The following is a 26897-nucleotide window of genomic DNA, read 5'->3' on the forward strand; positions in this document are numbered from 1 at the left end:
ATTTATAATCCTTTAAAATTATGCGCCTGGTTTTATCATCTCTGATCGTGATGGCTGGATTTCTGAGTGGTCAGGCTGCTGCCGCGCCTGAACAGGCTTCGCATGCTGATATTCGTGACAGCGGCTTTGTCTATTGCGTTAGCGGGCAGGTCAATACGTTCAACCCGCAAAAAGCGAGCAGCGGTCTTATCGTCGACACCCTGGCAGCCCAGCTGTATGACCGACTACTCGATGTCGATCCGTACACCTATCGACTGGTGCCTGAGCTGGCTGAAAGCTGGGAGGTGCTGGATAACGGCGCAACCTACCGCTTCCATCTGCGTCGTGACGTCCAGTTTCAGAAGACGGCCTGGTTCACCCCCACCCGCAAACTGAACGCGGACGATGTGGTGTTTACCTTCGAGCGCATCTTTGATCGCCAGCATCCGTGGCACAATGTAAACGGTAGCAGTTTCCCCTACTTCGACAGCCTACAGTTCGCCGATAACGTCCAAAGCGTACGCAAGCTGGACAACAACACCGTTGAGTTCCGCTTAACTCAGCCCGACGCCTCCTTCATGTGGCACCTCGCCACGCATTATGCCTCCGTGATGTCAGCAGAATATGCGGCTAAATTGGCAAAACAGGATCGTCAGGAGCTGCTCGACAGACAACCCGTCGGCACCGGACCGTACCAGCTTTCGGAGAATCGCGCAGGGCAATATGTTCGACTGCAGCGCCATGAAAAATTCTGGCGTGGTACTCCTCTGATGCCGCAGGTGGTTGTGGACCTCGGCTCTGGCGGCACCGGACGTCTATCGAAACTCCTGACCGGTGAGTGTGATGTTCTGGCCTGGCCCGCCGCCAGTCAGCTCAGCATTTTGCGTGATGACCCGCGCCTGCGTCTGACCCTGCGCCCGGGGATGAACATCGCCTATCTGGCATTCAACACCAATAAACCACCGATGGATAATCCCGCCGTGCGGCATGCGCTGGCGCTGGCCATTAATAACCAACGGCTGATGCAGTCCATCTACTACGGGACGGCGGAAACCGCAGCATCTATTTTGCCTCGCGCCTCGTGGGCTTATGACAACGAAGCTAAAATTACAGAGTACAATCCGGCAAAATCGCGCGAGCAGTTAAAAGCACTGGGGCTGGAGAACCTGACATTACAGCTTTGGGTACCCACCAGTTCTCAGGCCTGGAACCCCAGTCCACTGAAAACCGCCGAGCTGATTCAGGCTGACATGGCTCAGGTGGGTGTGAAAGTTAAAATCATTCCGGTAGAAGGTCGTTTTCAGGAGGCGCGATTAATGGATATGAACCATGATCTAACGTTATCCGGTTGGGCGACGGACAGTAACGATCCTGACAGTTTTTTCCGACCGTTGCTAAGCTGCGCCGCCATCAACTCGCAGACTAACTTCGCCCACTGGTGTAATCCGGAATTTGACAGAGTTCTGCGCAAGGCCCTCTCTTCGCAGCAACTCTCATCGCGAATTGATGCCTATGACGAAGCGCAAAATATTCTCGCGAAAGAGTTACCGATCCTGCCGCTGGCCTCTTCACTGCGTCTACAGGCTTATCGTTACGATATCAAAGGACTGGTGTTGAGTCCGTTCGGCAATGCATCTTTTGCCGGGGTTTCCAGGGAAAAGAAAGATGAGGTGAAAAAGCCATGATTATCTTCACCCTGCGTCGTTTTTTATTGCTGCTGGTCACCCTCTTCTTCCTGACCTTTATTGGTTTCAGCCTGAGCTACTTCACGCCTCATGCGCCGTTACAGGGTGCATCGCTGTGGAACGCCTGGGTATTCTGGTTCAATGGCCTCATTCACTGGGATTTTGGTGTATCCAGTATTAACGGTCAGTTGATTTCAGAACAGTTGAAGGAGGTGTTCCCGGCGACGATGGAACTGTGCATTCTGGCCTTTGGTTTTGCGCTGATGGTTGGGATCCCCGTTGGTATGCTGGCAGGGATCACGCGGAACAAATGGCAGGACCGATGCATCAGCGCCTTAGCGTTGATGGGCTTTTCCATTCCGGTTTTTTGGCTGGCGCTGTTGCTGACGTTGCTCTTCTCACTGACTCTCGGCTGGCTTCCCGTTTCGGGACGCTTTGATCTTCTCTATGAAGTGAAGCCCGTTACCGGATTTGCCATTATTGATGCGTGGATCTCCGACTCGCCCTGGCGCGATGAAATGCTGGTCAGCGCAATCCGTCACATGGTGCTTCCGGTGTTGACGCTTTCCGTCGCCCCTACCACGGAAGTTATTCGCCTGATGCGAATCAGCACCATTGAGGTCTTTGATCAAAACTATGTTAAAGCGGCCGCCACGCGCGGTCTGTCACGCTTAACCATTCTGCGCCGTCACGTTCTGCACAACGCCCTTCCGCCGGTGATCCCGCGTCTGGGCTTACAGTTTTCCACCATGCTGACGCTGGCGATGATCACCGAGATGGTCTTTAGCTGGCCAGGTCTTGGCCGTTGGCTGATTAACGCAATTCGCCAGCAGGATTACGCGGCAATTTCGGCGGGCGTCATGGTGATTGGCTCACTGGTTATCATCGTTAACGTCATCTCTGATATTTTGGGTGCTATGGCTAACCCTCTGAAACATAAGGAATGGTATGCCTTACGATAGCGTCTACAGCGAAAAGCGCCCGCCGGGTACGTTGCGCACCGCATGGCGCAATTTTTACGGCGATGCGACTGCAATGATCGGCCTGTATGGCTGCGCAGGATTGGCGATTCTGTGTATTTTTGGTGGTTGGTTTGCCCCTTATGGCATCGACCAGCAATTCCTCGGCTATCAGCTTTTACCGCCGTCATGGTCGCGCTATGGCGAAGTCTCATTTTTCCTCGGAACTGACGATCTCGGGCGTGACGTGTTAAGTCGCCTGCTCAGCGGCGCGGCCCCGACCGTTGGCGGCGCGTTTGTCGTCACCCTCGCCGCCACACTATGTGGCCTGTTACTGGGCGTGGTTGCCGGCGCAACGCACGGTTTGCGCTCCGCGGTGCTGAACCACATTCTGGACACCCTGCTCTCGATCCCTTCGCTGCTGCTGGCGATTATTGTGGTGGCCTTTGCCGGACCGCATCTGACACACGCGATGTTTGCCGTCTGGCTGGCGCTGCTGCCGCGCATGGTACGCTCCGTCTACAGCATGGTGCATGACGAGCTGGAAAAAGAGTACGTTATCGCCGCTCGCCTGGACGGTGCAACCACGCTCAATATCCTGTGGTTTGCCGTTCTGCCCAATATTACCGCCGGACTTATCACTGAAATCACCCGTGCGCTGTCGATGGCGATTCTGGACATCGCTGCGCTGGGTTTTCTCGACCTTGGCGCACAGTTGCCGTCACCAGAATGGGGAGCCATGCTTGGCGACGCGCTGGAGCTGATTTATGTCGCACCCTGGACGGTTATGCTGCCAGGTGCGGCGATTATGATAAGCGTGCTGCTGGTTAACCTGCTGGGAGATGGCGTGCGCCGGGCAATTATTGCGGGGGTGGAATAATGCCATTACTGGATATCCGCAACCTGACCATTGAATTCAGAACCGGCGACGACTGGGTGAAGGCGGTTGACCGCGTCAGCATGACCCTCAATGAAGGTGAAATCCGCGGACTGGTTGGCGAGTCTGGATCGGGCAAGAGCCTGATCGCCAAGGCCATTTGCGGCGTCGCTAAAGATAACTGGCGCGTAACCGCAGACCGCATGCGCTTTGATGATATCGATCTGTTGCGCCTTTCCGCTCGTGAACGACGCAAGCTGGTCGGCCATAACGTTTCCATGATCTTTCAGGAACCGCAATCGTGTCTCGATCCGTCTGAGCGCATTGGACGACAACTGATGCAAAATATTCCGGCATGGACTTATAAAGGCCGCTGGTGGCAGCGTATCGGCTGGCGTAAACGCCGCGCGATTGAACTCCTGCACCGCGTCGGGATAAAAGATCATAAAGATGCGATGCGCAGCTTCCCGTATGAGCTGACCGACGGCGAATGCCAGAAGGTGATGATCGCAATCGCCTTGGCTAATCAGCCGCGTTTACTGATTGCCGACGAACCAACGAACGCGATGGAGCCAACCACTCAGGCGCAAATTTTCCGCCTGCTGACCCGTCTGAACCAAAACAGCAATACCACCATTTTGCTGATCAGCCATGACCTGCAAATGCTCAGCCAGTGGGCTGACAAAATTAACGTGATGTACTGTGGGCAAACGGTGGAAACTGCGCCCAGTAAAGAGCTGGTGACTATTCCGCATCATCCTTATACCCAAGCGTTGATTCGCGCCATTCCTGATTTTGGTAGCGCAATGCCGCACAAAAGCCGCCTGAATACCATGCCAGGAGCCATTCCATTGCTGGAACAATTACCTATCGGCTGTCGTCTGGGGCCGCGCTGCCCTTATGCTCAGCGCGAATGTATCGAAACCCCAAGACTGACCGGAGCAAAGAATCATCTCTACGCCTGTCATTTCCCGCTGAACATGGAGAGAGAGTGAGATGGTAGAAACCCTGCTCGAAGTTCGTAATCTGAGCAAAACCTTTCGCTACCGGACGGGCTTATTCCGCCGTCAGACCGTTGAGGCCGTTAAACCCCTGAGCTTTACCCTGCGCGAGCGTCAGACGCTCGCCGTTATAGGTGAAAATGGTTCCGGTAAATCTACGCTGGCGAAGATGCTGGCCGGTATGATTGAGCCTACCAGCGGTGAGCTGCTGATTGACGATCACCCGTTAAAATATGGTGATTATTCATTCCGTAGTCAGCGTATCCGTATGATTTTCCAGGATCCGTCAACGTCGCTTAACCCACGGCAACGTATTTCGCAGATCCTCGATTTTCCGCTACGTCTGAACACCGACCTCGAGCCTGAACAGCGCCGCAAACAGATCATCGAGACCATGCGCATGGTCGGTCTGTTGCCTGACCATGTGAGTTATTACCCGCATATGCTGGCTCCGGGACAAAAACAGCGTCTGGGCCTTGCCCGAGCGCTCATTTTGCGACCCAAAGTCATTATCGCCGACGAAGCCCTGGCCTCTCTGGACATGTCGATGCGTTCGCAGCTCATCAATCTGATGCTGGAATTACAGGAAAAACAGGGGATTTCATATATCTATGTGACTCAGCACATCGGCATGATGAAGCACATCAGCGATCAGGTATTAGTCATGCACCAGGGTGAAGTGGTTGAACGCGGCAGTACAGCAGATGTTCTGGCCTCGCCGTTGCATGAGCTGACCCGTCGCCTGATCGCCGGTCATTTCGGCGAAGCGCTTACCGCTGACGCGTGGCGTAAAGATCGCTAGCAGATGCAGCCCTCCTCAACCGGAGGGCAATTTTGCAATCAGTGACAAACATTTGGTAAGAGCAGTGTATCAACCTCGCTAAACGCGACCGAAGGGAAAAGAGATCCCTGCATCACCCAAACACCAGCCGCGCCTACTTCGTCGATAAGCTGTTTGGTTTCCACGCCCTCCACCGCAATGCGGTCGCAATATTCGCGGATGTTTTTAATTAGCACCGGGAACATCGGTTTTTCAGCCTGATCCAGGAAAAAACCACGATCCAACTTTACAACATCAAAACGACCGCAAACCAGCGGACTGGCCCCAATGTTGCCGGAGCCCAGATCGCCCAGCCATAATGCGTTTGGACCGTCGCAAAGTGAATTAATCAGCAGATTATTCAGACATACGGTATTCGTCAGAAAACGCTCTGAAAGTTCCAGGGCGACAAAAGGCATGGCATGTAGCGCCGATTTGACGCTCGGGTCGCCAATTGCCAGCAGCGCCATTTCATCAATGAGGTTCAGAGTACAGAAAAGGTTGTGGCTCTCAAACCAATTACGCTTTTCGGCAATTAATCGAATTTGCTCGAGCATGAAATTACGTTTTTGTTCGCTATTCCACGCTGAAATGATGAACTCTGGATGTATCGGCGAAACCGTATCTGAAGCAAACCGGACGCTCATCTCAACACCCAGTAACGTATCAGTTGTGTCTCTCATCGGTTCCGCGATGAAATGATAGTGCATAAGACCACTCCAATTGATCATAACTTCCTGATAATGCACTTTTAATCACAATCAATCAATAATAACGATCAATGTATCAATATCGATCGATAAAAACAATATATCATAACGAACTGAATACGGTCATATTTTTTGTTTTAAGAAAGTTCCTACATTGCTATGTTTTAAAACATAAGCTAGCAGTTAATAATACCATTGAGATGCCTTCAAAGCCTTGTATTTTCTCCATCCCCCCGCGCTTCGCAGAATGAATGAGACTTAACCAGGGAAAGTGTTATAACCCTCATGTGTAATGAAAAGTGATTATCAGTAAGGGATGATAACTATTCTACAAGGCACAAAGAGTGGGATATAATTGCTGCCCCATTTCGAAACACCTTCAAATTGTGATCATAACTCATTGATTGCTAAAAATAAGCAATGACCATAAGGATTAAAGCTATGGGTTTTCTTTCCGGTAAGCGCATTCTGGTAACGGGTCTTGCCAGCAAACTGTCCATCGCCTGGGGTATCGCTCAGGCCATGCATCGCGAAGGGGCTGAACTGGCGTTCACCTACCAGAATGACAAACTAAAAGGCCGCGTCGAAGAATTTGCAGCTCAACTGGGTTCCAGCATCGTACTACAGTGTGATGTGGCGGAAGACGCCAGCATTGATGCACTGTTTACCGAACTGGGCAAAGCCTGGCCGAAATTCGACGGTTTCGTGCACTCCATTGGTTTTGCGCCCGCAGACCAACTGGATGGCGACTATGTGAATGCAGTCACCCGCGAAGGCTTCAAAATTGCTCATGACATCAGTGCTTACAGCTTTGTGGCGATGGCAAAAGCCTGCCGTTCCATGCTGAACCCAGGCTCAGCGCTGCTGACGCTATCCTATCTGGGCGCAGAGCGCGCCATCCCTAACTACAACGTGATGGGCCTGGCAAAAGCCTCACTGGAAGCGAACGTCCGCTATATGGCTAATGCGATGGGTCCTGAAGGCGTGCGTGTGAACGCTATTTCCGCCGGTCCTATCCGTACACTCGCCGCTTCCGGCATTAAAGATTTCCGTAAAATGCTGGCGCATTGTGAAGCGGTTACGCCGATTCGCCGCACTGTAACCATTGAAGATGTGGGCAACTCCGCAGCATTTTTGTGCTCCGATCTTGCTGCCGGCATCTCGGGTGAAGTCGTTCACGTCGATGGTGGCTTCAGTATCGCGGCAATGAACGAGCTGGAACTGAAATAATCGTAAGTCTTCTATGGGCGGTCTTGCCCCGCCCATGACTCTCCTCTGCCCGCCGCCATATATGCTTTTCTGATATTTATTATCACGGAACAATCTTTCATCCCCTCTTCTGCTTACGTCAGGATATTGCAGCGCAAACGATCCGGCGTAGTAGTAGACGACGTGTCCGGGTCGCCACTTTTTAGACCAAGGACCGCCCATGGAACAACGCCGAATTGAAGGCAAAAGCCACTGGTATCATGAGACGCAATCCAGCAAGCATCCGCAAGATATTCTGCCGCTGGTGCCGGAAGCCGCTCATGTCGACGACTGCTTTTTACTGGATCTGGCGATACCTGATGACGCCCTTTTGCCTTTTCAATCCTGGTTAACCCCTGCCCGTAAACTTGCCCAGGTTCTCTTCCCGGTTCACGTAAACCTGAATCAGATGCACACATTCAGCGCCTATGAGCGGATGAGTACGGCGCTAACCGTCGCTCAGGTGTATGGCGTCCAGCGATTGTGCAATCACTATGCCGCGCGGTTAACACCGCTTCCTGGTCCTGACTCGTCACGGGAAAGTAACCATCGGCTGGCGCAAATCACCCAATATGCTCGCCAACTTGCCAGCTCTCCTGACGTGATAGGCGCACGCGATCGCCAGCATCTGGATGCGGTCGGGCTGACTACCAGCGATAGTATTTTGATGAATCAGATCATCGGCTTCGTCGGTTTTCAGGCCCGGACCGTGGCCCTGTTTCAGGCCTGGTTTGGACATCCGGTACGCCGAATACCGGGGCTGGATATACAGCAATTCGCTCACGCTTCGCCATTTAGTGCAACAAACGCTACCTGGCACGCTGCGCCATTCCCAATCGAAAAATATCCTGCTCAGGACGAGACGACGGCCAGACATTTTCCCGATGAGCTGCAAGCGTTGGTGCCATTACTGATTCATTCACCGGTCATTTTAGATTTATTCACGACACTGATTTCCAGTACCCGGCGCAGCGCTGTGCCGGTGCGGGCATTTTCACTGGCGGCGCTAATGACGTCACGGATTAACGGCAGCGTGGCCTGCTTTAATGAACAGGCACATACAGCCAATGAATTAACCAACGTTATCGCCCTGCTTCGCCAGGAGGAACGTGAATTACAGCGTTGGGAACAGCGACATCCGGTTGAGCGCGTCACCCTGCAGGCGGTACAATGGCTAACCCGAGCGCCCGACCGTTTTAGCGCCGCGCTGTTAACCCCTTTGTTCGATCAGGGCATCTCTTCTGAACAAGCGATTAACCTGCTGGCCTGGAGCGGATTGTGCGGATGGTTGAATCGCTTGAAAATCGCGCTGGGCGAGACTTATTAACCGATCCACTTACTGAAAGAGCGCTTGCCGCAACTGAGAGAATCGCGTAAAACTGTCAGCCGCTCTTTTAGCCACGAAAATAGACAATTATGCTTCAGGACAACCCGCTGCTAGCGCAGCTTAAACAGCAACTGCATTCCCAGACGCCACGTGCTGAAGGGGTGGTAAAAGCCACGGAAAAAGGCTTTGGCTTCCTGGAAGTCGATGCACAAAAAAGCTATTTCATTCCACCGCCGCAGATGAAAAAAGTGATGCATGGCGACCGCATTGTTGCGGTTATCCATACAGAAAAAGATCGTGAATCTGCCGAGCCGGAAGAACTGATCGAACCCTTCCTGACGCGCTTCGTGGGTAAAGTTCAGGGCAAAAATGATCGTCTGTCCATTGTGCCGGATCATCCGTTACTGAAAGAAGCGATCCCTTGTCGTGCCGCCCGCGGCGTTGAGCACGATTTTAAAGAAGGTGACTGGGCCGTCGCTGAAATGCGCCGCCACCCGCTGAAAGGCGATCGCACCTTCTATGCCGAATTAACCCAATTTATCACTTTTGCTGATGACCACTTTGTCCCGTGGTGGGTCACGCTGGCACGTCATAATCTCGAAAAAGAAGCGCCGGACGGTGTGGCAACTGAGATGCTGGATGAAGGTCTGGTTCGTCAGGACTTAACCGCCCTCAACTTTGTCACCATCGACAGCGCCAGCACCGAAGATATGGACGATGCGCTGTATGCTGAAGAGCTGGCCGACGGCAAACTGCAATTAACTGTCGCCATTGCTGACCCTACGGCCTGGATTGCAGAAGGCAGCAAGCTGGATAAAACGGCAAAAATTCGCGCGTTTACTAACTATCTGCCGGGGTTCAATATCCCGATGCTACCACGCGAGTTGTCTGACGATCTGTGCTCTTTACGCGCGAACGAAGTGCGTCCGGTTCTGGCTTGTCGTATGACCATCACCGCGGATGGCGCGATTGAAGACAACATCACCTTCTTCGCAGCGACGATTGAGTCGAAAGCGAAGCTGGTCTACGACAACGTCTCCGACTGGCTGGAAGATGCCGGTGACTGGCAGCCTGCAAACGACGCGATTGCTGAACAAATCCGTCTGCTACACCGTATTTGCCTGAGCCGCGGTGAATGGCGTCATAATCATGCTCTGGTATTTAAAGATCGCCCGGATTACCGTTTTGTTCTTGGTGAAAAAGGTGAAGTCCTGGACATCGTCGCTGAGCCACGCCGCATCGCAAACCGTATCGTGGAAGAATCCATGATTGCGGCAAACATTTGCGCCGCCCGCGTGCTTCGCGACAAGCTCGGCTTCGGTATTTATAACGTCCATATGGGATTCGACCCGGCCAACGCCGACGCTCTGGCCGCGCTGCTAAAAACCCATGGTATGCACGTTGATGCCGAGGAAGTCCTGACGCTGGAAGGTTTCTGCAAACTGCGCCGCGAGCTGGATGCGCAGCCTTCTGGTTTCCTCGACAGCCGAATTCGCCGCTTCCAGTCTTACGCTGAAATCAGTATCGAGCCAGGGCCGCACTTTGGGCTGGGTCTGGAGGCTTATGCCACCTGGACCTCTCCTATTCGTAAATATGGCGATATGATTAACCACCGCCTGCTTAAGGCCGTCATCAAAGGTGAAACCATCGCCCGCCCTGGGGATGATACCACGGTGCAAATGGCGGAACGTCGTCGCCTGAACCGGATGGCTGAGCGTGATGTGGGCGACTGGTTATACGCCCGTTTCCTGAGTGACAAAGCCGGGACCGATACCCGCTTTGCGGCCGAGATAATTGACGTCAGCCGTGGCGGTATGCGCGTACGTTTAGTTAATAATGGCGCAGTCGCATTTATTCCTGCCCCATTCCTGCACGCCGTTCGGGACGAGCTGGTATGCAGCCAGGAAAGCGGCACGGTGCAAATTAAAGGTGAAGTGGTTTACAAAGTCACGGATGTGATTGACGTAACCATCGCCGAAGTTCGCATGGAAACCCGCAGCGTTATCGCGCGTCCAGCCGCGTAACACGTATCAATCCAGCGACCTTTCTCATTTTGTGAAAGGTCGTTTCTTTTTCCCGCCCAAATTCCCACCACCGCACTACACTTCTTTCATTCGGTCAATTTTATTTTTTTACTTTTTTCAGTTCCGCTGGCTTTGCTTTTTACGGATTCTGGATTAAACATAAATATATAAAAAAAACAATACGTTCAGCCATAATCACCCCGAATGAATCATGGCTACCCATACTTTTGAGGCTCTATGCGCTTTAAACGGGATAGTACACATGATGAAAGACGTCCGGGAGCTGGTTACGTTGTATAGCTATGTGGGCACTCATAACCCCTACTGGCGTTTGTCAGAGGATTGCAACATCCTGCATTTCTCTATCGACGAAGCGTCAGAAGCTGATCAGACCATCGAATTATTACCTGAACAAGCCGATCGCATTCGCGAAATGACGGTGATCACGTCAAGTCTGTTAATGACGTTGCCCATTGAAGATGACGACATTCCCGTGCATCTGGTCGGTCGAAAAATCAATAAGCGCGAATGGGCCGGTAGCGCATCCGCCTGGGATGACACCCCTTCCGTCGCCCGCGATCTGGCCCACGGCCTCTCTTTTGCCGAACAAGTCGTTTCCGAAGCCAATTCCGTTATTGTCATTCTTGACCGCATGGGCAACATTCAGCGGTTTAATCGCCTGTGCGAAGAGTACACCGGCCTCAAAGAACGTGAAGTCATTGGTCAAAGTGTATTCACATTATTTATGAGCCGTCGTGAAGCGGCGGCTTCACGGCGCAATATTGAGGTCTTTTTTCGCGAAGGTAACTCGTATGAGGTTGAACGCTGGGTCAAGACCTGCAAAGGCCAGCGTCTGTTTCTGTTTCGCAATAAATTTGTGCATAACGGTAGCGGCAAGAACGAAATTTTTCTGATCTGTTCCGGGACCGATATCACTGAAGAACGCCGCGCGCAGGAACGACTGCGGGTGTTGGCGAATACCGACTCCATCACTGGATTACCAAACCGCAACGCAATTCATGAACTGATCAGCAATGCGATTGAGAACGCGGGCGATACGCAGGTCGGTATTGCGTACCTCGATCTGGATAACTTCAAAAAGGTAAACGATGCCTACGGGCATATGTTTGGCGATCAGCTACTACAAAGCGTGTCGCTGGCAATCCTCAGTTGCCTCGAAGACAACCAGATCCTGGCGCGGTTTGGCGGCGATGAATTCATTGTTCTTGCCACCGAAACATCCCAGGGCACACTGGAAGCCACCGCATCACGCATTCTGACGCGCCTGCGCCAGCCCTTCCGCATCGGTCTGATTGAAGTCTATACCGGATGCTCTATTGGTATATCCCTCGCACCTCAGCATGGTCAGGACTGCGAGAGCGTCATTCGTAACGCGGATACAGCCATGTACACCGCGAAAGAAGGTGGCCGTGGGCAGTTTTGTGTTTTTTCTCCGGAAATGAATCAGCGAGTATTTGAATATCTGTGGCTGGATACTAATCTGCGTAAGGCGCTGGATAACGATCAACTGGTTATCCATTATCAGCCAAAGATAACCTGGCGCGGTGAAGTGCGCAGCCTGGAGGCGCTGGTTCGCTGGCAATCTCCGGAACGCGGCCTCATTCCACCGCTGGAGTTTATCTCCTACGCCGAAGAATCGGGGCTCATCGTCCCGCTGGGGCGTTGGGTTATTCTCGACGTTGTGCGCCAGGTCGCGAAATGGCGCGACAAGGGAATAAACCTGCGCGTGGCGGTAAACGTTTCTGCCCGCCAGCTCGCCGACCAGACGCTGTTTACCGCACTTAAGCAGGTACTTCACGAGCTCAACTTTGAGTATTGCCCCATCGATGTTGAATTAACGGAAAGCAGTTTGATAGAAAATGAGCAACTGGCGTTGTCAGTCATTCAGCAGTTTAGCCAGTTAGGAGCGCAAATCCATTTGGATGATTTTGGTACCGGTTATTCGTCGCTGTCTCAACTGGCCCGCTTCCCGCTAGATGCCATTAAACTGGATCAGACCTTTGTCAGAGAGATCCACAAACAATCCATTTCACAATCGCTGGTACGGGCCATAGTTGCGGTAGCACAGGCGCTCAACCTGCAGGTCATCGCCGAAGGCGTGGAAAGCGCGAAAGAGGATGCGTTTCTGACCAAAAATGGCGTCAATGAACGTCAGGGGTTTTTATTCGCCAAACCAATGCCAGCCGCCGCATTTGAACGTTGGTATCGCCGCCATCTGAGTAAAAAAATGCGCTAATGCAGAGGGAATGAAGGTGATGAATAGCCATAAATGGACATTACATGACGACGCTATCCGCATGTAATCACAGAATATATAATATTCTTCAATCGTTCAGGTTAATACTATTTTTCCCTTCTCTTTTGCCATGAAATTCTGCATCATGAAATTCAAACTCTATTGCCATTAGGATGACGACCATGTCTGATATCGACGCTCAGCGTCTGGCCGAACGTATTGATACTGTGCTGGATATCCTCGTTGCAGGTGATTACCACTCAGCCATCCACAATCTTGAAATTCTGAAAGCTGAACTGTTAAACACGGTCAAAGAAGATGCCGAATCTTTGGCGAAAAAGCAGAAGGCGCCATGGGAGATCTGATGACAGTGATCTTTTGATGTCGCTGCTATCAGCAAGTGCAGATAATGCAGTTTCCGTTTAATTTCCGATACGATATCGCAATAAAATTAATACTATGAATTCCCGACAACAATCTATTTTGCAGATGGTGACCGATAAAGGTCAGATGAGCGTCGCCGATCTGGCAAAAGTCACCGGTGTCTCCGAAGTGACGATTCGACAGGATCTGAACACGCTGGAAAAACAGAGTTACTTACGCCGAGCCCACGGTTTTGCTGTTTCATTGAACAGCGATGATGTTGAAACGCGCATGATGACCAATTTCACTCTGAAACGTGAACTGGCTGAATTCGCTGCATCTCTGGTCAGTCCAGGCGAATCCGTATTCATTGAGAATGGCAGCAGCAATGCACTTCTGGCCAGAACGCTGGCAGAGCAAAAAGATGTCACCATCATAACCGTGAGCAGCTACATTGCTCATCTGCTCAAAGAAACGCCCTGTGAAGTGATACTTCTCGGTGGAATTTACCAGAAAAAAAGTGAGAGCATGGTCGGCCCCTTAACTCGCCAGTTTATCCAGCAGGTACACTTCAGTAAGGCCTTTATCGGCATTGACGGCTGGCAGGCTGATACCGGTTTTACCGGACGCGATATGATGCGTTCCGACGTGGTTAACGCGGTGCTGGAAAAAGGCGCAGAAGTTATTGTGTTGACCGACAGCTCAAAATTCGACGCCATTCACCCTTACACGCTGGGTCCATTAGAGCGATTCAGCCGCGTAGTAACGGACTCCAGACTCAGCGCCAGCGTACAAATGCAGCTCGAACATTCAGGATTAATCGTCAATATCATTGATGCCCACGCATAAAATCTTCAGTAGATGGTTTGTCAGCAGACAAATCATCTGCTCTCTGAGAGTTATCTGACAATCCAATTAAGACTTTTTACCTGTCGTTAACAGGATAAAGTCGTAAAATTAATGTTAGCGATATAACAGGAACGAACCTCCAACTTCAGGATAGTGTTTGTAATGACTTCGCTAAACGGTTTCACGGAAATATCTTCGATAGTCTTAATTTGACGCTATCCTTAAAGAACACTGGATTCCGTGAATCAATAATTCAGGAGAAAGTATTATGTTAGTAACGAGCAAAAAAATGACCGCTGCCATTCTGGCGATTACTCTGGCAATGTCGCTGAGTGCCTGCTCTAACTGGTCCAAACGAGATCGTAACACCGCAATCGGTGCTGGTGCAGGTGCAATAGGTGGTGCAGTCCTGACTGACGGTAGCACGCTGGGTACGCTGGGTGGTGCTGCAGTAGGTGGTATTATTGGCCACCAGGTGGGTAAATAATCTACGGTTAAACGGCTCGATATAATAATACGTTTACTTTTTCAGGTCTGTATTATTAAAAAGCCACGGAAATTTTCCGTGGCTTTTTTATTAACCGCCAGCTAGTTTAACTTTCATTCCTTTAGCTTCCAGCAGCGATTTAATCAGGTCGCGTTTATCCCCCTGAATTTCAATCACGCCATCTTTCACTGCTCCACCGCAACCACACTTTTTCTTCAGTTCTGCGGCTAATTTGGTCAGTTCGGCATCGTCTTGATCAATACCGGTAATCAGGCACACGCCCTTCCCTTTGCGACCACTGGTCTGGCGCTGGATACGAACAATGCCATCGCCTTTTGGACGCTCAGGCGCTGTTTTCGGTTCATCAATACGCCCGGAGTCGGTAGAGTAGACCAGACGAGAGTTTGAGTCGTTCATTTACGCACCTCGTTTCAGGGAAGCATTGATCATCTTCAGCGTCTGCGCGGGATCGGCCGACTGGGTGACCGGACGACCAATCACCATGTAATCCACACCTGCTAATTGCGCCTGTTCCGGTGTCATAATACGACGCTGATCGCCCGCCTCGCTGCCTTCTGGACGAATACCCGGTGTCACCAGCTTAAATGCCTGGCCCAACGCCTGCTTGAATCGCACCGCTTCCTGAGCTGAGCATACGACACCATCCAGACCACAATTCTGGGTTAAGCGCGCCAGTCTTTCAGCATAATCCGCAGGTGACAACGTCACGCCTAGATCGGCGAGGTCGCTGGCTTCCATACTGGTCAGAACCGTCACGGCAATCAGTAGCGGCGCGTCCTGGCCAAAAGGCACTAAGGCTTCACGGGCTGCAGTCATCATACGCGCCCCGCCAGAAGCGTGAACGTTAACCATCCAGACGCCAAGTTCGGCAGCAGCGGCAACTGCATGTGCGGTGGTATTGGGAATATCATGAAATTTCAAATCAAGAAAGATGTCAAAACCACGCTGTTGTAGATCGCGAACCAACTGAGGTCCAAAAAGCGTGAACATCTCTTTGCCCACTTTCAAACGGCAATCACGAGGATCAATTCTGTCAACAAAAGCTAATGCTTTATCACGATTAGGATAATCGAGAGCGACAACGACAGGGGAATCGGTAACAGCACGAGAAGAAGATGAAGCAGTAAACGTCATGACCAGACCTTCTTGAGGATGGGCGCCCACGGCGGCGCGAAATGGGTAAACGGCGTGCATTCTACCTGCGGTAATAGAAAATTAACAGGCGCGATTACATTTCTGCCAGGCGAACCGGCAACGGAGGTTGAGGATGGATCGATTACACACCAACAGTATGTTGTAACTAAAATGAGGTTTTTTTAAAAATTACAGCCCATCAAGTCCGCGAATGGGCTTAATGGTTGACCATGAACGGCAGGATGGACAGTGCCAGTACAGCGTATACGCCGTAAAACCGCACTTCTGGCAGCGGTAGCGCGGTTTACTGCGTACCTGCTCTCCGACCATATCGCGCAGAACCATCAGGCTCTCTTTGGCACGCCCTTCTTCGGCTTCGTGGAGATGATAATCCATCAGCTTGTGGAACACGCGCATCGTAGGATGACGTTGCAGCTGACGAGTGATATAGACCTGAGCGGTATCAGCCCCCTCACGCGCCTCAAGAATATCCGCCAGCATCAGTTCGGCGGCGGCACCAGTATTCTCCTCGACGGCCCGACGTAAAAACTCCGCCCACTCATCGTTTTTCCCCAGATGCTGGTAGCAGCTTTGCAGCATTTCCAGCGTTTCGCTGACCAGCTCTTTATCCTGGGAAATGACCCGTTGCAGGCTTTCAACCGCCTTCGCGTAATCACCTTTTTCCATGTACACGCGACCCATCATGATGGATACCCGTGCACTGTTTTTGTCTGCCGCGGCGCCTTTTTTCAACAGCGTCATAGCGCGATCCATATCGTCGCTACCCATTTGCTGTAAGGCCAGTTCGCAGTAGAAGTGGGCTATCTCATTACGCTGTTTGTCTTTGCCGAGTTTTACCAGACGCTCTGCTACATCAATGGCTTTTTGCCATTCGCTGGTGGCCTGATAAATTTGCAACAGTTGCTGTAATGCGCCAACCCGAAAATCAGTTTCATCGGTAAGCTGATTGAACATGTCTTCCGCGCGGTCGTACAGTCCCGCGGCCATGTAGTCGCGCCCCAGCTGTTGCACGGCCAGCAAACGCTGCTCGTAGGTCAGCGAGGCACTTTCCATTAACGTTTGATGGATGCGGATTGCGCGATCGACTTCACCGCGAGAGCGGAACAGGTTTCCGAGGGTGAGATGAGCCTCAACGGTGCCTGTGTCCTCTTTTAGCATATCAAGGAACAGATCTACCGCTTTATCTTGTTGGTTGCTCAGGAGGAAGTTAACCCCGGCGACATAGTCACGAGAAAGGCGGTTAGCTTCATCCTGCTTGGTTTGTTGCGCACTTCTGCGACCCATATACCACCCATAGGCAGCGGCTACAGGTAAAAGCAGAAACAACAACTCCAACATAAATAATTATTCCTTCACAACCGACGAATCGGCAGATACCGCAACGTCGGTCGCAGGCGCAAGCTGGTTTTCCAGTCGTTTGATTTTACGTTCGGCGCGCGCAAGAGACACACGAACCTTCAGCCAGAAAAGGCCGCAAATTAGCCAACCAATCGCAAACCCTGCGGCAAACAATACAGCAAGCAGCGTAGAGATACGATACTCACCCTGAGCCAGCAGGTAATTAAACGTAACCTGTTGATCGTTTTGCGCACCCAATGTCACCGAAATAACAAAAATCGCCAACACCAGTAAGAAAATGAGTAAATATTTCACATTACTTCCCGTTATGTGGTTTGAGCGAATAAATCGTGTCCAACTTACCGCGTTGAGCCCTTTAAATTACCATTTTCACAACGAGTGCGAAACGGAAAAGCGCTTTCCACTTTCTGATTTAAGGGCAAAATTTGAAAAATCAATCATCGCTAGCTTTCTTGTTCTCGCTGCGCGATTTCTTTTTCCTCCTGCACTGGTGGGGTTAATGGTCCGCATACCCGCTGTGCAAGCCAGGTTGCCAGCGTCACCAACAGCCACGAAATCAGCGTTGCCACCACCAAATCACGGGGCCAGTGCATGCCTAACAGCAAGCGGCTGCCCATCACGCCGGTCGCCCAGATCAGCAAAAACACAATCGTCAGCATACGTCTGCGCGGCCATAACAGCCCTACGCCCAGTAAAGCCCAACTGGCGGCAAACATCGTATGTCCGGACGGAAAGGCAAACCCCGTTTCTTTTTGCCAGTGCTTGCGTAAAAACGTTGGAATATCCTGCTGTTCGGCCAATTGTTCTTTGACTAAATGCCCACGATCTTTACGTTTTAAAGTGTAGAACTCATCAACCGGAATATGGTGCGTTTTTTCCAGCCACACGACAAAAGGTCGCGGTTCTTGCACCCTATCTTTTACCCAGGACTTCACGCCCTGTCCCACTAAAATCGCCGCTGCCAGAATAGCAAACAGCATTACCGCGGCTTTAAGTCGAAAACGCAAGCACCACAGAAACCATGCACAAAGCGCAACGTGAGTGATAATTCCCCACGGCTGCGTCACCGTTTCCGTTACCCAGTACAAGGACTTTAACCACCAGACATTGTGCCCCGGCTGCCAGCTCCAGCCTGATACCCATACGGCAACCGGCATGATAAGTAGCAGTCCGGTCCCCACTGCGGTGCGCTTTGCAATAGACAGCATTGCCTCTCCTTTCGTCGATAAGTATCACAATCATAACTGAAAAATTCACACGTCGGGAAAATTGACAATTTTGTGCCATTCCAAAAGCGAATCCGTGGTCGCGATTAGGTGAACGTCGTTGCCTTATGGCAAAATAGTGTAATACAGAACAGAAGCCGACAGGCGAAGGCACGACAAGTGCCAGCATAATCTGGAGAATTACATGCAGCTTAAACGTGTGGCAGAAGCCAAACTGCCAACCCCCTGGGGTGATTTCCTGATGGTGGGATTTGAAGAACTGGCAACCGGACACGATCATGTCGCACTGGTTTTTGGCGATATCACAGGCCAAACACCTGTCCTGGCACGCGTCCACTCCGAATGTCTGACCGGCGATGCGCTGTTTAGTCTGCGTTGCGATTGCGGTTTCCAGCTTGAAGCGGCCCTCACCCACATTGCTGAAGAAGGGCGTGGCATTCTGCTTTATCACCGTCAGGAAGGACGCAACATTGGCCTGCTCAACAAAATCCGCGCTTACGCGTTGCAGGACCAGGGTTATGATACCGTTGAAGCGAATCATCAGTTGGGATTTGCGGCAGACGAGCGCGATTTCACGCTGTGTGCCGATATGTTCAAGCTGCTGGGCGTGGATGCGGTACGTTTGCTGACCAATAACCCGAAAAAAGTAGAAATCCTGACCGAAGCGGGAATCAATATTGTTGAACGCGTACCGCTGATCGTGGGCCGTAATCCAAAAAATGAACATTATCTGGACACCAAAGCCGCCAAGATGGGACATTTGCTGGGCAAATAATCGTTGTCACCGCCTATCAAAAAGCCTGCTCTCGCAGGCTTTTTTGCATTTTAATTCAACATATTACGAATCACGTAGTGCAGAATGCCGTCGTTTTGGTAATACGTTAGCTCCGTCGCGGTATCAATGCGACAGCGGCATAGAATCACCTCTTTACGCCCATCTGCGCGTACCATACTCACCGGAACTGTCGCCCCCGGTTTAATGTTTTGTAGGTCCGTAATATCGATCGCCTCCTCACCGGTTAATCCCAGCGTTTTACGCGTGACGCCCTGCGGGAATTCCAGCGGTAAAATGCCCATGCCAATCAGGTTAGAACGGTGAATTCGCTCAAAAGACTCTGCGATAACCACGCGAACGCCCAGCAAACGTGGGCCTTTCGCCGCCCAGTCGCGGCTGGAGCCGGATCCATACTCTTTCCCGGCAATCACCGCCAGAGGCACGTTCTCCTGCTGATATTGCATGGCCGCATCATAAATAGCTACCACTTCGGTTCCCGGCAAATGACGCGTCATGCCACCTTCCACGCCGGGTACCATCTCATTGCGAATACGAATATTGGCAAAGGTACCACGCATCATCACTTCATGATTTCCGCGTCGTGAACCGTAGGAGTTAAAATCTTTACGCTCAACGCCATGGCCTTGCAGATAACGCCCCGCCGGACTGTCTGGTTTAATACTGCCGGCAGGAGAAATATGGTCGGTGGTAACAGAATCTCCGAGCATCGCCAGAATACGCGCACCGTGAATGTCCTGAACCGGATCCGGCGTAGCCTGCATACCATCGAAGAACGGTGACAAACGGATATAGGTCGAGTCAGCCTGCCAGCCATAGGTATCAGCGCGATCAACCTGGATTGCTTTCCATTCTGGCGTGCCTTCAAAGACTTCAGCATACTCTTTGTGGAACATGGCGGTAGAGACCTGCTCAACGGCGCGGGCAATTTCCTTGGCTGTCGGCCAAATATCTTTCAGATAAACAGGATCGCCTTTTCTGTCATGGCCTAACGGATCTTTCGTCAGGTTGATATTCATATTCCCCGCCAGGGCGTAGGCCACCACCAGCGGCGGAGATGCCAGCCAGTTGGTCTTCACGAGCGGATGGATACGACCTTCAAAGTTACGGTTTCCAGAAAGCACTGCCCCAACTGTAAGATCGCCTTTTTTGATGGCGGTTTCGATAGGATCGGGTAAGGGTCCAGAGTTGCCAATACAGGTGGTACAGCCATAACCCACAAGATTAAATCCCAGCTCATCAAGGTACGGAGTGAACCCAGCCTTTGCCAGATAATCGGAAACCACCTTCGATCCTGGCGCCAACGAGGCTTTCACCCATGGCTGACGTTTCAAACCAAGCGTTACGGCTTTTTTCGCCAGCAGCCCCGCCGCCATCAATACGCTTGGGTTTGAGGTGTTGGTACAAGAGGTGATAGCGGCTATCACCACCGCGCCGTCCGGCAGCTTATACTGCTGACCGCTCATGGTATAGTCCACTGGCTGACGGTCTTTCAGCGAGCTATTCACCTCAAGTTCATTACTCGCCGAAAAGGCTTTCGGCACATCAGCCAGCGCCACCCGATCCTGCGGACGCTTCGGTCCAGCAAGGCTTGCCTCTACGCTGCCCATATCCAGCTCCAACGAACTGGTAAACACAGGTTCATCCCCTGGGTTACGCCACATTCCCTGCACTTTGGCATAGGCATTGACCAACTCAACCTGTTCCTCACTGCGCCCGCTCAGACGCATATACTCAAGGGTAATGTCATCGATCGGGAAGAAACCGCAGGTTGCGCCGTATTCCGGTGCCATGTTCGCAATGGTTGCTCGATCGGCCAGAGGTAAGGTGTCCAGCCCATCACCGTAGAATTCAACGAATTTACCGACTACACCGTGCTTACGCAGCATCTGGGTGACGGTCAGAACCAGGTCGGTGGCAGTGATACCTTCCCGCAGTTTACCCACCAGTTTAAAGCCCACAACATCTGGGATCAGCATTGAGACCGGTTGACCCAGCATTGCCGCTTCAGCTTCAATGCCTCCAACGCCCCAGCCCAGCACACCGAGACCATTAATCATCGTGGTATGGGAATCGGTACCGACCAGTGTATCGGGATAAGCCACCCACTCACCGTCCTGTAACTCGCTCCAGACAGCTTTGCCAAGATATTCAAGGTTAACCTGGTGGCAAATCCCCGTACCCGGCGGTACAACGCTGAAGCGACTAAATGCCTGCTGTCCCCATTTCAGGAACACATAACGTTCATGGTTACGTTCCATTTCCAGGCGCACGTTTTCTTCGAAAGCATCATCATCACCGAAACGATCCACCGTTACCGAGTGATCAATGACAAGATCCACTGGCGAAAGCGGATTTACTTTTGCCGTATCCCCACCCAGACGTTTCACCGCTTCGCGCATGGCGGCGAGATCGACCACCGCCGGCACGCCGGTAAAATCCTGCATCAGAACACGAGCAGGTCGATAGGCAATTTCTCGATCGGCATGAGAGGTCTTCAGCCAATGCGCAAGCGCATGAATATCATCTTCGGTAACGGAATTACCGTCCTGCCAGCGAAGCAGGTTTTCCAGCAAAACTTTTAGCGATTTCGGTAAACGGGTGATATCACCCAGTGATTTAGCGGCCAGCGGCAGACTGTAGTAACGGTAGGTTTTATCTTTAACCTGCAATGTGTCCTTACTGGCTTCTCGTAGGGTCGACGACATAGCTCCTCCTTAATGACAGGGTTGGATCCCCTGATTTTCCTCAGGGTTAGTATTAAAGATAACACAAACAAAATGTAACGCTTTGATAACAACTCAAATTGATAAAAGTGGAGGGCTACAAAAGGGGCAACTGAAGTATCTGGCGAGGAGAAAGGTTTAAGCGGTCAAGGTTAATACGGTGATAAGCATGGCTCATCACGATTGCCCGGAATAAAATATTTGCAGTACAAGACAACAGACTAATAATAATTATAAAATTCGTATCAATTATTGTTTCTGTTCATCATCATCCGCAAACAGATCGATAAACGCCCGTTGTTCAGGAGAGAGTTTCCAGGTCGCTGGAATATTCGGCTTATTCTCTGAGCTGCGTTGACTCTCTTGTTCATGGTCATCCCGAGATGGCATCACGGTGGAGCGTTGTTCCAGTGTGGACATGACCTACCCCCACACATTCCAGGCCACGAGCGCGACAATAATCCAGAACACGGCAGAGCCAAGAAACACAGCGAACCAGGCTTTACGTTTCATGACGGGATCCCGGCGTGCTGGCTGGTTTCCTGAAGGCATCGCTAACCTCATACTATCGAAATCACTTATCATTTAAGCACCAAACAATCGGTACAATTAATCATCAGATAGGAGGAATCCTAATAAAAAAGGTCAAAAAAAGCCAGATAATTTTCATACTCGACCTGATAAATAAATTAATTATTTGATCGGTTATAAATATTTGAGAGGGATTTTTGGCGACCTTACTAATTTGAAACTACTTTAGCAAGTGTTTACCATAAACAATATATGGTTAATATATAGAGGAAAAATATTGAATAGATTAAGACTCTGCCGTCGGTATCGCTTTATGTTTGAGGATACCGACGAGGTATCAGCCGTTATTATTTCTCAGGCAATTTAATATCTTTAAACATGGCTTCAATATCGTCGTTGGAACGTAGCGCCACCGCAGTATCCACCACATCACGCGTCAGATGCGGCGCGAAACGTTGAATAAAATCATACATGTAACTGCGTAAAAAAGTGCTGCGACGAAAACCAATCTTGGTGGTGCTATGGCTGAAGATATCATGGGCATCAACGCGCACCAGGTCAGGGTCGGAGACAGGATCAACCGCCATACTGGCAATTACCCCCACGCCGAGTCCCAGGCGTACATAGGTCTTAATGACATCGGCATCGGTCGCGGTAAAAACTATACGCGGCTCCAGACCCGCACGGTTGAACGCGGTGTCCAGTTCCGAACGTCCGGTAAATCCAAACGTGTAGGTCACCAGCGGGTACTGCGCCAGTTCTTCAATGGATACGGCGGATTTGCCCGCCAACGGATGGTCCGGCGTAACGACAATCGAACGGTTCCAGTGGTAGCAAGGCAGCATCACCAGATCGTCATACAGGTGCAGGGCTTCCGTCGCGATAGCAAAATCTGCATTCCCTTTCGAGACGGCTTCGGCGATTTGCGTCGGCGACCCCTGGTGCATATGCAATGAGACGCGAGGATAACGCTCAATAAAGCCTTTAATGACGTTCGGCAAAGCGTAACGCGCCTGAGTGTGCGTGGTGGCGATATACAATGAGCCTTTGTCCGGCCAGGTATGTTCGCCAGCAACGGACTTAATGGCGTCCACCTTCGACAAAACTTCTCGCGCGATTCGAATGACTTCCTGCCCCGCTGGCGTAACCTGGGTCAGGTGCTTACCGCTACGGGCAAAAATCTGGATGCCAAGTTCATCTTCCAGCATACGAACTTGCTTACTGATACCTGGCTGCGAGGTATAAAGCCCTTCCGCCGTTGAGGAGACATTAAGGTTGTGGTTCACCACCTCAACAATGTAGCGAAGCTGCTGTAATTTCATGTTAAGCCATCCCGATTTGCGCCATCAAATCATCGTTTCAGAGCAGGCTCGTTGGCGCTGCTAATACGATTTAATAATAAAAAGTATGTTAACTATAACCACTATATCATTTCTATGTGAGCTGTATAGGGATGACAAAAAATAATACGCCAGAAACAAAAAGGGCCGCTTACGCGACCCTTTGAGGAGAAATTCAGCCGGAATGCTGTTATTTCTTCCCTTCTACCCATTTACCGTCAACGAAGAACGCGGACCAGCCGGTCGCCTTACCGTCTTTCTCCGCAGCAACGTATTGCTGCTTGGTTTTACGGCTGAAACGAACCATCGACTTGTTGCCGTCCGGGTCAGTCTGCGGCGCATCTGCCAGATAGCGCAGTTTTTCCGGCAGACGATCGCGGAAGCGGTACAACTCTTCAACCAGCGGCGCACGTGTCTCACGTGATTTCGGGAACGTATTTGCCGCCAGGAAGATCCCTGCAGCGCCATCACGTAACACGAAATACGCATCAGATTTTTCACACGGCAGTTCCGGCAACGGAACCGGATCCTCTTTCGGTGGAGCAACTTCACCGTTACGCAGGATCTTACGGGTATTTTTGCACTCGTCGTTGGTACACGCCATGTACTTGCCGAAACGTCCCATTTTCAGGTGCATTTCAGAGCCACATTTCTCGCACTCAACAATAGGACCGTCATAACCCTTGATGCGGAATTCGCCTTCTTCGATCTCATAGCCGTCGCAGGTAGGGTTATTACCACATACATGCAGCTTGCGCTTAGGATCGATAAGGTAGCTGTCCATCGCCGTGCCGCACTTCTGGCAGCGACGTTTGGCGCGCAAAGCGTTGGTTTCCGCATCGTCGCCTTCCAGCACGTTCAGCACTTCGTTTTCCGGCACCAGGTTAATGGTGGTTTTGCAACGCTCTTTCGGGGAAAGCGCATAGCCAGAACAACCCAGGAAAACGCCGGTGCTGGCGGTACGAATACCCATCTTACGTCCGCAGGTTGGGCAATCAATGCTGGTCAGCACCATCTGGTTCGGACGCATACCGCCCTCTTCAGGATCTTTCTCGGCTTTATCCAGTTGCTGAGTAAAATCAGTGAAGAAGTTGTCGAGTACGCCCTTCCATTCGGCTTCGTGATTTGCCACCTGGTCGAGACTGTCTTCCATCTGCGCGGTAAAGTCGTAGTTCATCAGTTCGCGGAAGTTTTCTTCCAGACGATCGGTGACGATTTCACCCATTTTTTCAGCGTAGAAGCGACGGTTCTCAACGCGAACATAACCGCGATCCTGAATCGTAGAAATGATCGACGCATATGTGGATGGGCGACCAATCCCACGTTTTTCAAGCTCTTTCACCAGCGAAGCTTCACTGAAGCGCGCAGGCGGTTTGGTAAAGTGTTGCGCAGGTGTCAGTTCGATGAGCGTCAACGTATCGCCTTTATCCACCGCTGGTAAAATGCGGTCTTCATCGCCCTTACGCAGCGCAGGCATCACTTTCGTCCAGCCATCGAAGCGCAGAATACGACCACGCGCCTTCAGACGGAAATCACCCGCGCCCACCGTCAGCGTGGTGGAATCATATTTAGCAGGCGTCATCTGACAGGCAACAAACTGGCGCCAGATCAGCTGATACAGTTTTTGCGCATCGGCTTCCATATCTTTCAGCGATTCCGCCTGAACGGCGACATCGGAAGGACGGATAGCTTCGTGCGCTTCCTGCGAGTTCTCTTTGCTGGCGTACTGGTTCGCGCTCTCCGGCAGATACTTTTTGCCGAAATTATCGCTGATGTAATCGCGAACCATGTTCACCGCATCCTGGCTCAGGTTGGTTGAGTCAGTACGCATATAAGTGATGTAGCCCGCTTCATACAAGCGCTGCGCCATCATCATGGTTTTCTTCACTCCGAAGCCCAGACGCGTGCTGGCGGCCTGCTGTAGCGTGGAGGTGATGAACGGCGCACCCGGCTTGCTGCTGGTCGGCTTATCTTCGCGTTCCAGAACGCTGTAGCGCGCTTTTTCCAACAGGCTAACGGCGGCAAGCGTTTGTTCCCGGTTGACCGGACGGAACGGTTTATCATTCTGATGCGTCACCTCAAGCGGTAACGCGTCACCGCCTGGCGTCGTCGTGTTAGCATCAATTTCCCAGAACTCTTCAGGAACGAATGCTTTGATTTCGCGTTCACGCTCAACCACCAGACGCACGGCAACCGACTGTACGCGGCCTGCTGACAGGCCTCGCGCAATTTTTTTCCACAGCAGCGGCGACACCATATAGCCCACAACACGGTCCATAAAGCGGCGCGCCTGTTGCGCATTGACGCGGTCGATGTTCAGCTCGCCCGGCTTTTCAAACGCCTGACGAATAGCGTTTTTGGTAATTTCGTTAAACACCACGCGACTGTAGCGGGTGTCGTCGCCGCCGATCACTTCCCGCAGGTGCCACGCAATGGCTTCCCCTTCGCGGTCAAGGTCGGTTGCGAGATAGATGTGGTCGGCTTTTTCAGCCAGTTGCTTCAGTTCAGAAACAACTTTTTCTTTCCCGGGCAGCACTTCATAGCGCGCATCCCAGTTGTGCCACGGGTCAACACCCATACGATTGACGAGAGCGCCACGTTCATCCTTTTTGGGCTTTTTAGCCGTTTTGGTGGAGGTTGAGTCGGCGCTCTTTTTAGTTGCTGAGCCACTGGTCGGCAAATCACGGATATGACCGACGCTGGATTTCACCACGTAGTCATTACCCAGATACTTGTTGATCGTTTTGGCTTTTGCCGGGGACTCAACGATGACAAGAGCTTTACCCATATTCACCTTTACCTAATTTGATTCTTCCAGAATGCGTCGCACGTTGATTCACCTTCCACTGGCGACGAGACATCGATATGGTCTCTGCGTCGGCGGATATCAACCCTTAAACTGATTCGCGATTGTAATGTAACTCTCATGTAACTGAGTTAACAGGCTTTTTCGCTCACAAACGCTATAGCACGACGGAGTATTGGTCGAATGTCAAGCAAATCTGTTGCCAGATTGACGAAAGCGTCACACTGTACCTGATAAAATGCGTTACGCAACTTTATTAGCATGCAAAAACAAATCTCGCCACTTGCAACACTGTCGTAAGACCTTCATTTAAGTCAGGGAATATTTGCCCATAAGCCGGGCTCGGCGTAGACT

General features: G+C 51.4%; 24 protein-coding genes. 13 read left to right on the forward strand and 11 right to left on the reverse strand.

All coding sequences use genetic code 11. The features are described 5' to 3' along the window. The first annotated feature begins 20 nt into the window (after positions 1 to 20). Genes sapA through sapF form a run of 5 tightly spaced genes read left to right on the forward strand, consistent with a single transcriptional unit; the run spans position 21 to position 5303 of the window. Entirely contained in the window at positions 21 to 1664 is a 1644-nt protein-coding gene (gene sapA, locus BZK42_RS21365) for an ABC transporter substrate-binding protein SapA (RefSeq protein WP_080860071.1), read from the forward strand. Continuing rightward, positions 1661 to 2626, forward strand: coding sequence for a peptide ABC transporter permease SapB (gene sapB, locus BZK42_RS21370; protein WP_003020545.1), 966 nt, complete (start codon positions 1661 to 1663; stop codon positions 2624 to 2626). Before sapA ends, sapB begins: the two co-directional genes overlap by 4 nt. After that, on the forward strand, positions 2613 to 3503 hold the full coding sequence (gene sapC / locus BZK42_RS21375; protein WP_016156640.1) for a peptide ABC transporter permease SapC: 891 nt from the start codon (positions 2613 to 2615) through the stop codon (positions 3501 to 3503). The genes sapB and sapC overlap by 14 nt, the downstream gene beginning before the upstream one ends. Next, positions 3503 to 4495: a peptide ABC transporter ATP-binding protein SapD gene (sapD, locus tag BZK42_RS21380; RefSeq protein WP_016153234.1), complete on the forward strand. Its 993-nt coding sequence runs from the start codon at positions 3503 to 3505 to the stop codon at positions 4493 to 4495. The genes sapC and sapD overlap by 1 nt, the downstream gene beginning before the upstream one ends. Position 4496: 1 nt before the next feature. Beyond that, on the forward strand, positions 4497 to 5303 hold the full coding sequence (gene sapF, locus BZK42_RS21385) for a peptide ABC transporter ATP-binding protein SapF (protein ID WP_016153235.1): 807 nt from the start codon (positions 4497 to 4499) through the stop codon (positions 5301 to 5303). 38 nt (positions 5304 to 5341) lie between these two features. Here the strand turns inward: sapF and BZK42_RS21390 are convergent, their stop codons facing one another. Continuing rightward, positions 5342 to 6031, reverse strand: coding sequence for an EAL domain-containing protein (locus BZK42_RS21390; RefSeq protein WP_053388557.1), 690 nt, complete (start codon positions 6029 to 6031; stop codon positions 5342 to 5344). A gap of 441 nt (positions 6032 to 6472) precedes the next feature. Here BZK42_RS21390 and fabI point away from each other — a divergent pair, with 441 nt between their 5' ends. From fabI to osmB, 7 genes are all read left to right on the forward strand, one after another. Further along, complete coding sequence (fabI, locus tag BZK42_RS21395; RefSeq protein ID WP_016156642.1) at positions 6473 to 7261, forward strand: enoyl-ACP reductase FabI; 789 nt, start codon at positions 6473 to 6475, stop codon at positions 7259 to 7261. A gap of 199 nt (positions 7262 to 7460) precedes the next feature. After that, positions 7461 to 8606, forward strand: coding sequence for a carboxymuconolactone decarboxylase family protein (locus tag BZK42_RS21400; protein ID WP_080860073.1), 1146 nt, complete (start codon positions 7461 to 7463; stop codon positions 8604 to 8606). Between the two features lie 89 nt (positions 8607 to 8695). Beyond that, positions 8696 to 10630, forward strand: coding sequence for an exoribonuclease II (locus BZK42_RS21405; RefSeq protein WP_080860075.1), 1935 nt, complete (start codon positions 8696 to 8698; stop codon positions 10628 to 10630). Positions 10631 to 10895: 265 nt separating this feature from the next. Then, positions 10896 to 12887 (forward strand): cyclic di-GMP phosphodiesterase, encoded by a 1992-nt coding sequence (pdeR, locus tag BZK42_RS21415; protein ID WP_047358151.1) that lies wholly within the window; start codon positions 10896 to 10898, stop codon positions 12885 to 12887. Positions 12888 to 13069: 182 nt separating this feature from the next. Beyond that, positions 13070 to 13252, forward strand: a complete 183-nt coding sequence (locus tag BZK42_RS21425; RefSeq protein WP_016153241.1) for a YciZ family protein — start codon at positions 13070 to 13072, stop codon at positions 13250 to 13252. A 94-nt stretch (positions 13253 to 13346) separates the two neighbouring features. Next, positions 13347 to 14099 carry a DNA-binding transcriptional regulator YciT gene (gene yciT / locus BZK42_RS21430; RefSeq protein ID WP_016153242.1) on the forward strand — a complete coding sequence of 251 codons (753 nt, stop codon included), beginning with the start codon at positions 13347 to 13349 and terminating at the stop codon, positions 14097 to 14099. A gap of 268 nt (positions 14100 to 14367) precedes the next feature. Beyond that, positions 14368 to 14586, forward strand: coding sequence for an osmotically-inducible lipoprotein OsmB (gene osmB, locus BZK42_RS21435; RefSeq protein ID WP_003020583.1), 219 nt, complete (start codon positions 14368 to 14370; stop codon positions 14584 to 14586). A 90-nt stretch (positions 14587 to 14676) separates the two neighbouring features. On the opposite strand, the gene yciH is transcribed toward osmB, so the two are convergent. From yciH to pgpB, 5 genes are all read right to left on the reverse strand, one after another. Continuing rightward, positions 14677 to 15003 carry a stress response translation initiation inhibitor YciH gene (yciH, locus tag BZK42_RS21440; protein ID WP_016153243.1) on the reverse strand — a complete coding sequence of 109 codons (327 nt, stop codon included), beginning with the start codon at positions 15001 to 15003 and terminating at the stop codon, positions 14677 to 14679. Next, positions 15004 to 15741 carry an orotidine-5'-phosphate decarboxylase gene (gene pyrF, locus BZK42_RS21445; RefSeq protein WP_143329715.1) on the reverse strand — a complete coding sequence of 246 codons (738 nt, stop codon included), beginning with the start codon at positions 15739 to 15741 and terminating at the stop codon, positions 15004 to 15006. Positions 15742 to 15930: 189 nt separating this feature from the next. Further along, positions 15931 to 17100: a lipopolysaccharide assembly protein LapB gene (gene lapB / locus BZK42_RS21450; RefSeq protein WP_016153245.1), complete on the reverse strand. Its 1170-nt coding sequence runs from the start codon at positions 17098 to 17100 to the stop codon at positions 15931 to 15933. 6 nt (positions 17101 to 17106) lie between these two features. After that, the gene (locus tag BZK42_RS21455) at positions 17107 to 17415 is read right to left on the reverse strand and encodes a LapA family protein (RefSeq protein WP_006684318.1); all 309 of its coding nucleotides are present in this window, start codon (positions 17413 to 17415) and stop codon (positions 17107 to 17109) included. 149 nt (positions 17416 to 17564) lie between these two features. Next, complete coding sequence (gene pgpB, locus BZK42_RS21460) at positions 17565 to 18329, reverse strand: phosphatidylglycerophosphatase B (protein WP_080860080.1); 765 nt, start codon at positions 18327 to 18329, stop codon at positions 17565 to 17567. Positions 18330 to 18531: 202 nt separating this feature from the next. Between pgpB and ribA the strand changes: the two genes are divergently transcribed. Beyond that, positions 18532 to 19122 carry a GTP cyclohydrolase II gene (gene ribA / locus BZK42_RS21465; RefSeq protein ID WP_016153247.1) on the forward strand — a complete coding sequence of 197 codons (591 nt, stop codon included), beginning with the start codon at positions 18532 to 18534 and terminating at the stop codon, positions 19120 to 19122. A gap of 50 nt (positions 19123 to 19172) precedes the next feature. Here ribA and acnA read toward each other — a convergent pair whose 3' ends face one another. From acnA to topA, 5 genes are all read right to left on the reverse strand, one after another. Beyond that, entirely contained in the window at positions 19173 to 21848 is a 2676-nt protein-coding gene (acnA, locus tag BZK42_RS21470) for an aconitate hydratase AcnA (protein ID WP_080860082.1), read from the reverse strand. 267 nt (positions 21849 to 22115) lie between these two features. Beyond that, complete coding sequence (locus BZK42_RS28950; RefSeq protein ID WP_169922383.1) at positions 22116 to 22286, reverse strand: hypothetical protein; 171 nt, start codon at positions 22284 to 22286, stop codon at positions 22116 to 22118. A 3-nt stretch (positions 22287 to 22289) separates the two neighbouring features. Beyond that, a complete protein-coding gene (locus BZK42_RS21475; RefSeq protein ID WP_465251200.1) occupies positions 22290 to 22451 on the reverse strand; it encodes a YmiA family putative membrane protein in 162 nt (53 codons plus the stop codon). 293 nt (positions 22452 to 22744) lie between these two features. Next, entirely contained in the window at positions 22745 to 23719 is a 975-nt protein-coding gene (gene cysB, locus BZK42_RS21480) for an HTH-type transcriptional regulator CysB (RefSeq protein ID WP_016153251.1), read from the reverse strand. A 208-nt stretch (positions 23720 to 23927) separates the two neighbouring features. Continuing rightward, positions 23928 to 26525 (reverse strand): type I DNA topoisomerase, encoded by a 2598-nt coding sequence (topA, locus tag BZK42_RS21485; RefSeq protein ID WP_016153252.1) that lies wholly within the window; start codon positions 26523 to 26525, stop codon positions 23928 to 23930. Positions 26526 to 26897 lie beyond the last annotated feature (372 nt).

It is taken from the genome of Citrobacter braakii, from assembly GCF_002075345.1.
GTDB classification, from domain to species: domain Bacteria; phylum Pseudomonadota; class Gammaproteobacteria; order Enterobacterales; family Enterobacteriaceae; genus Citrobacter; species Citrobacter braakii.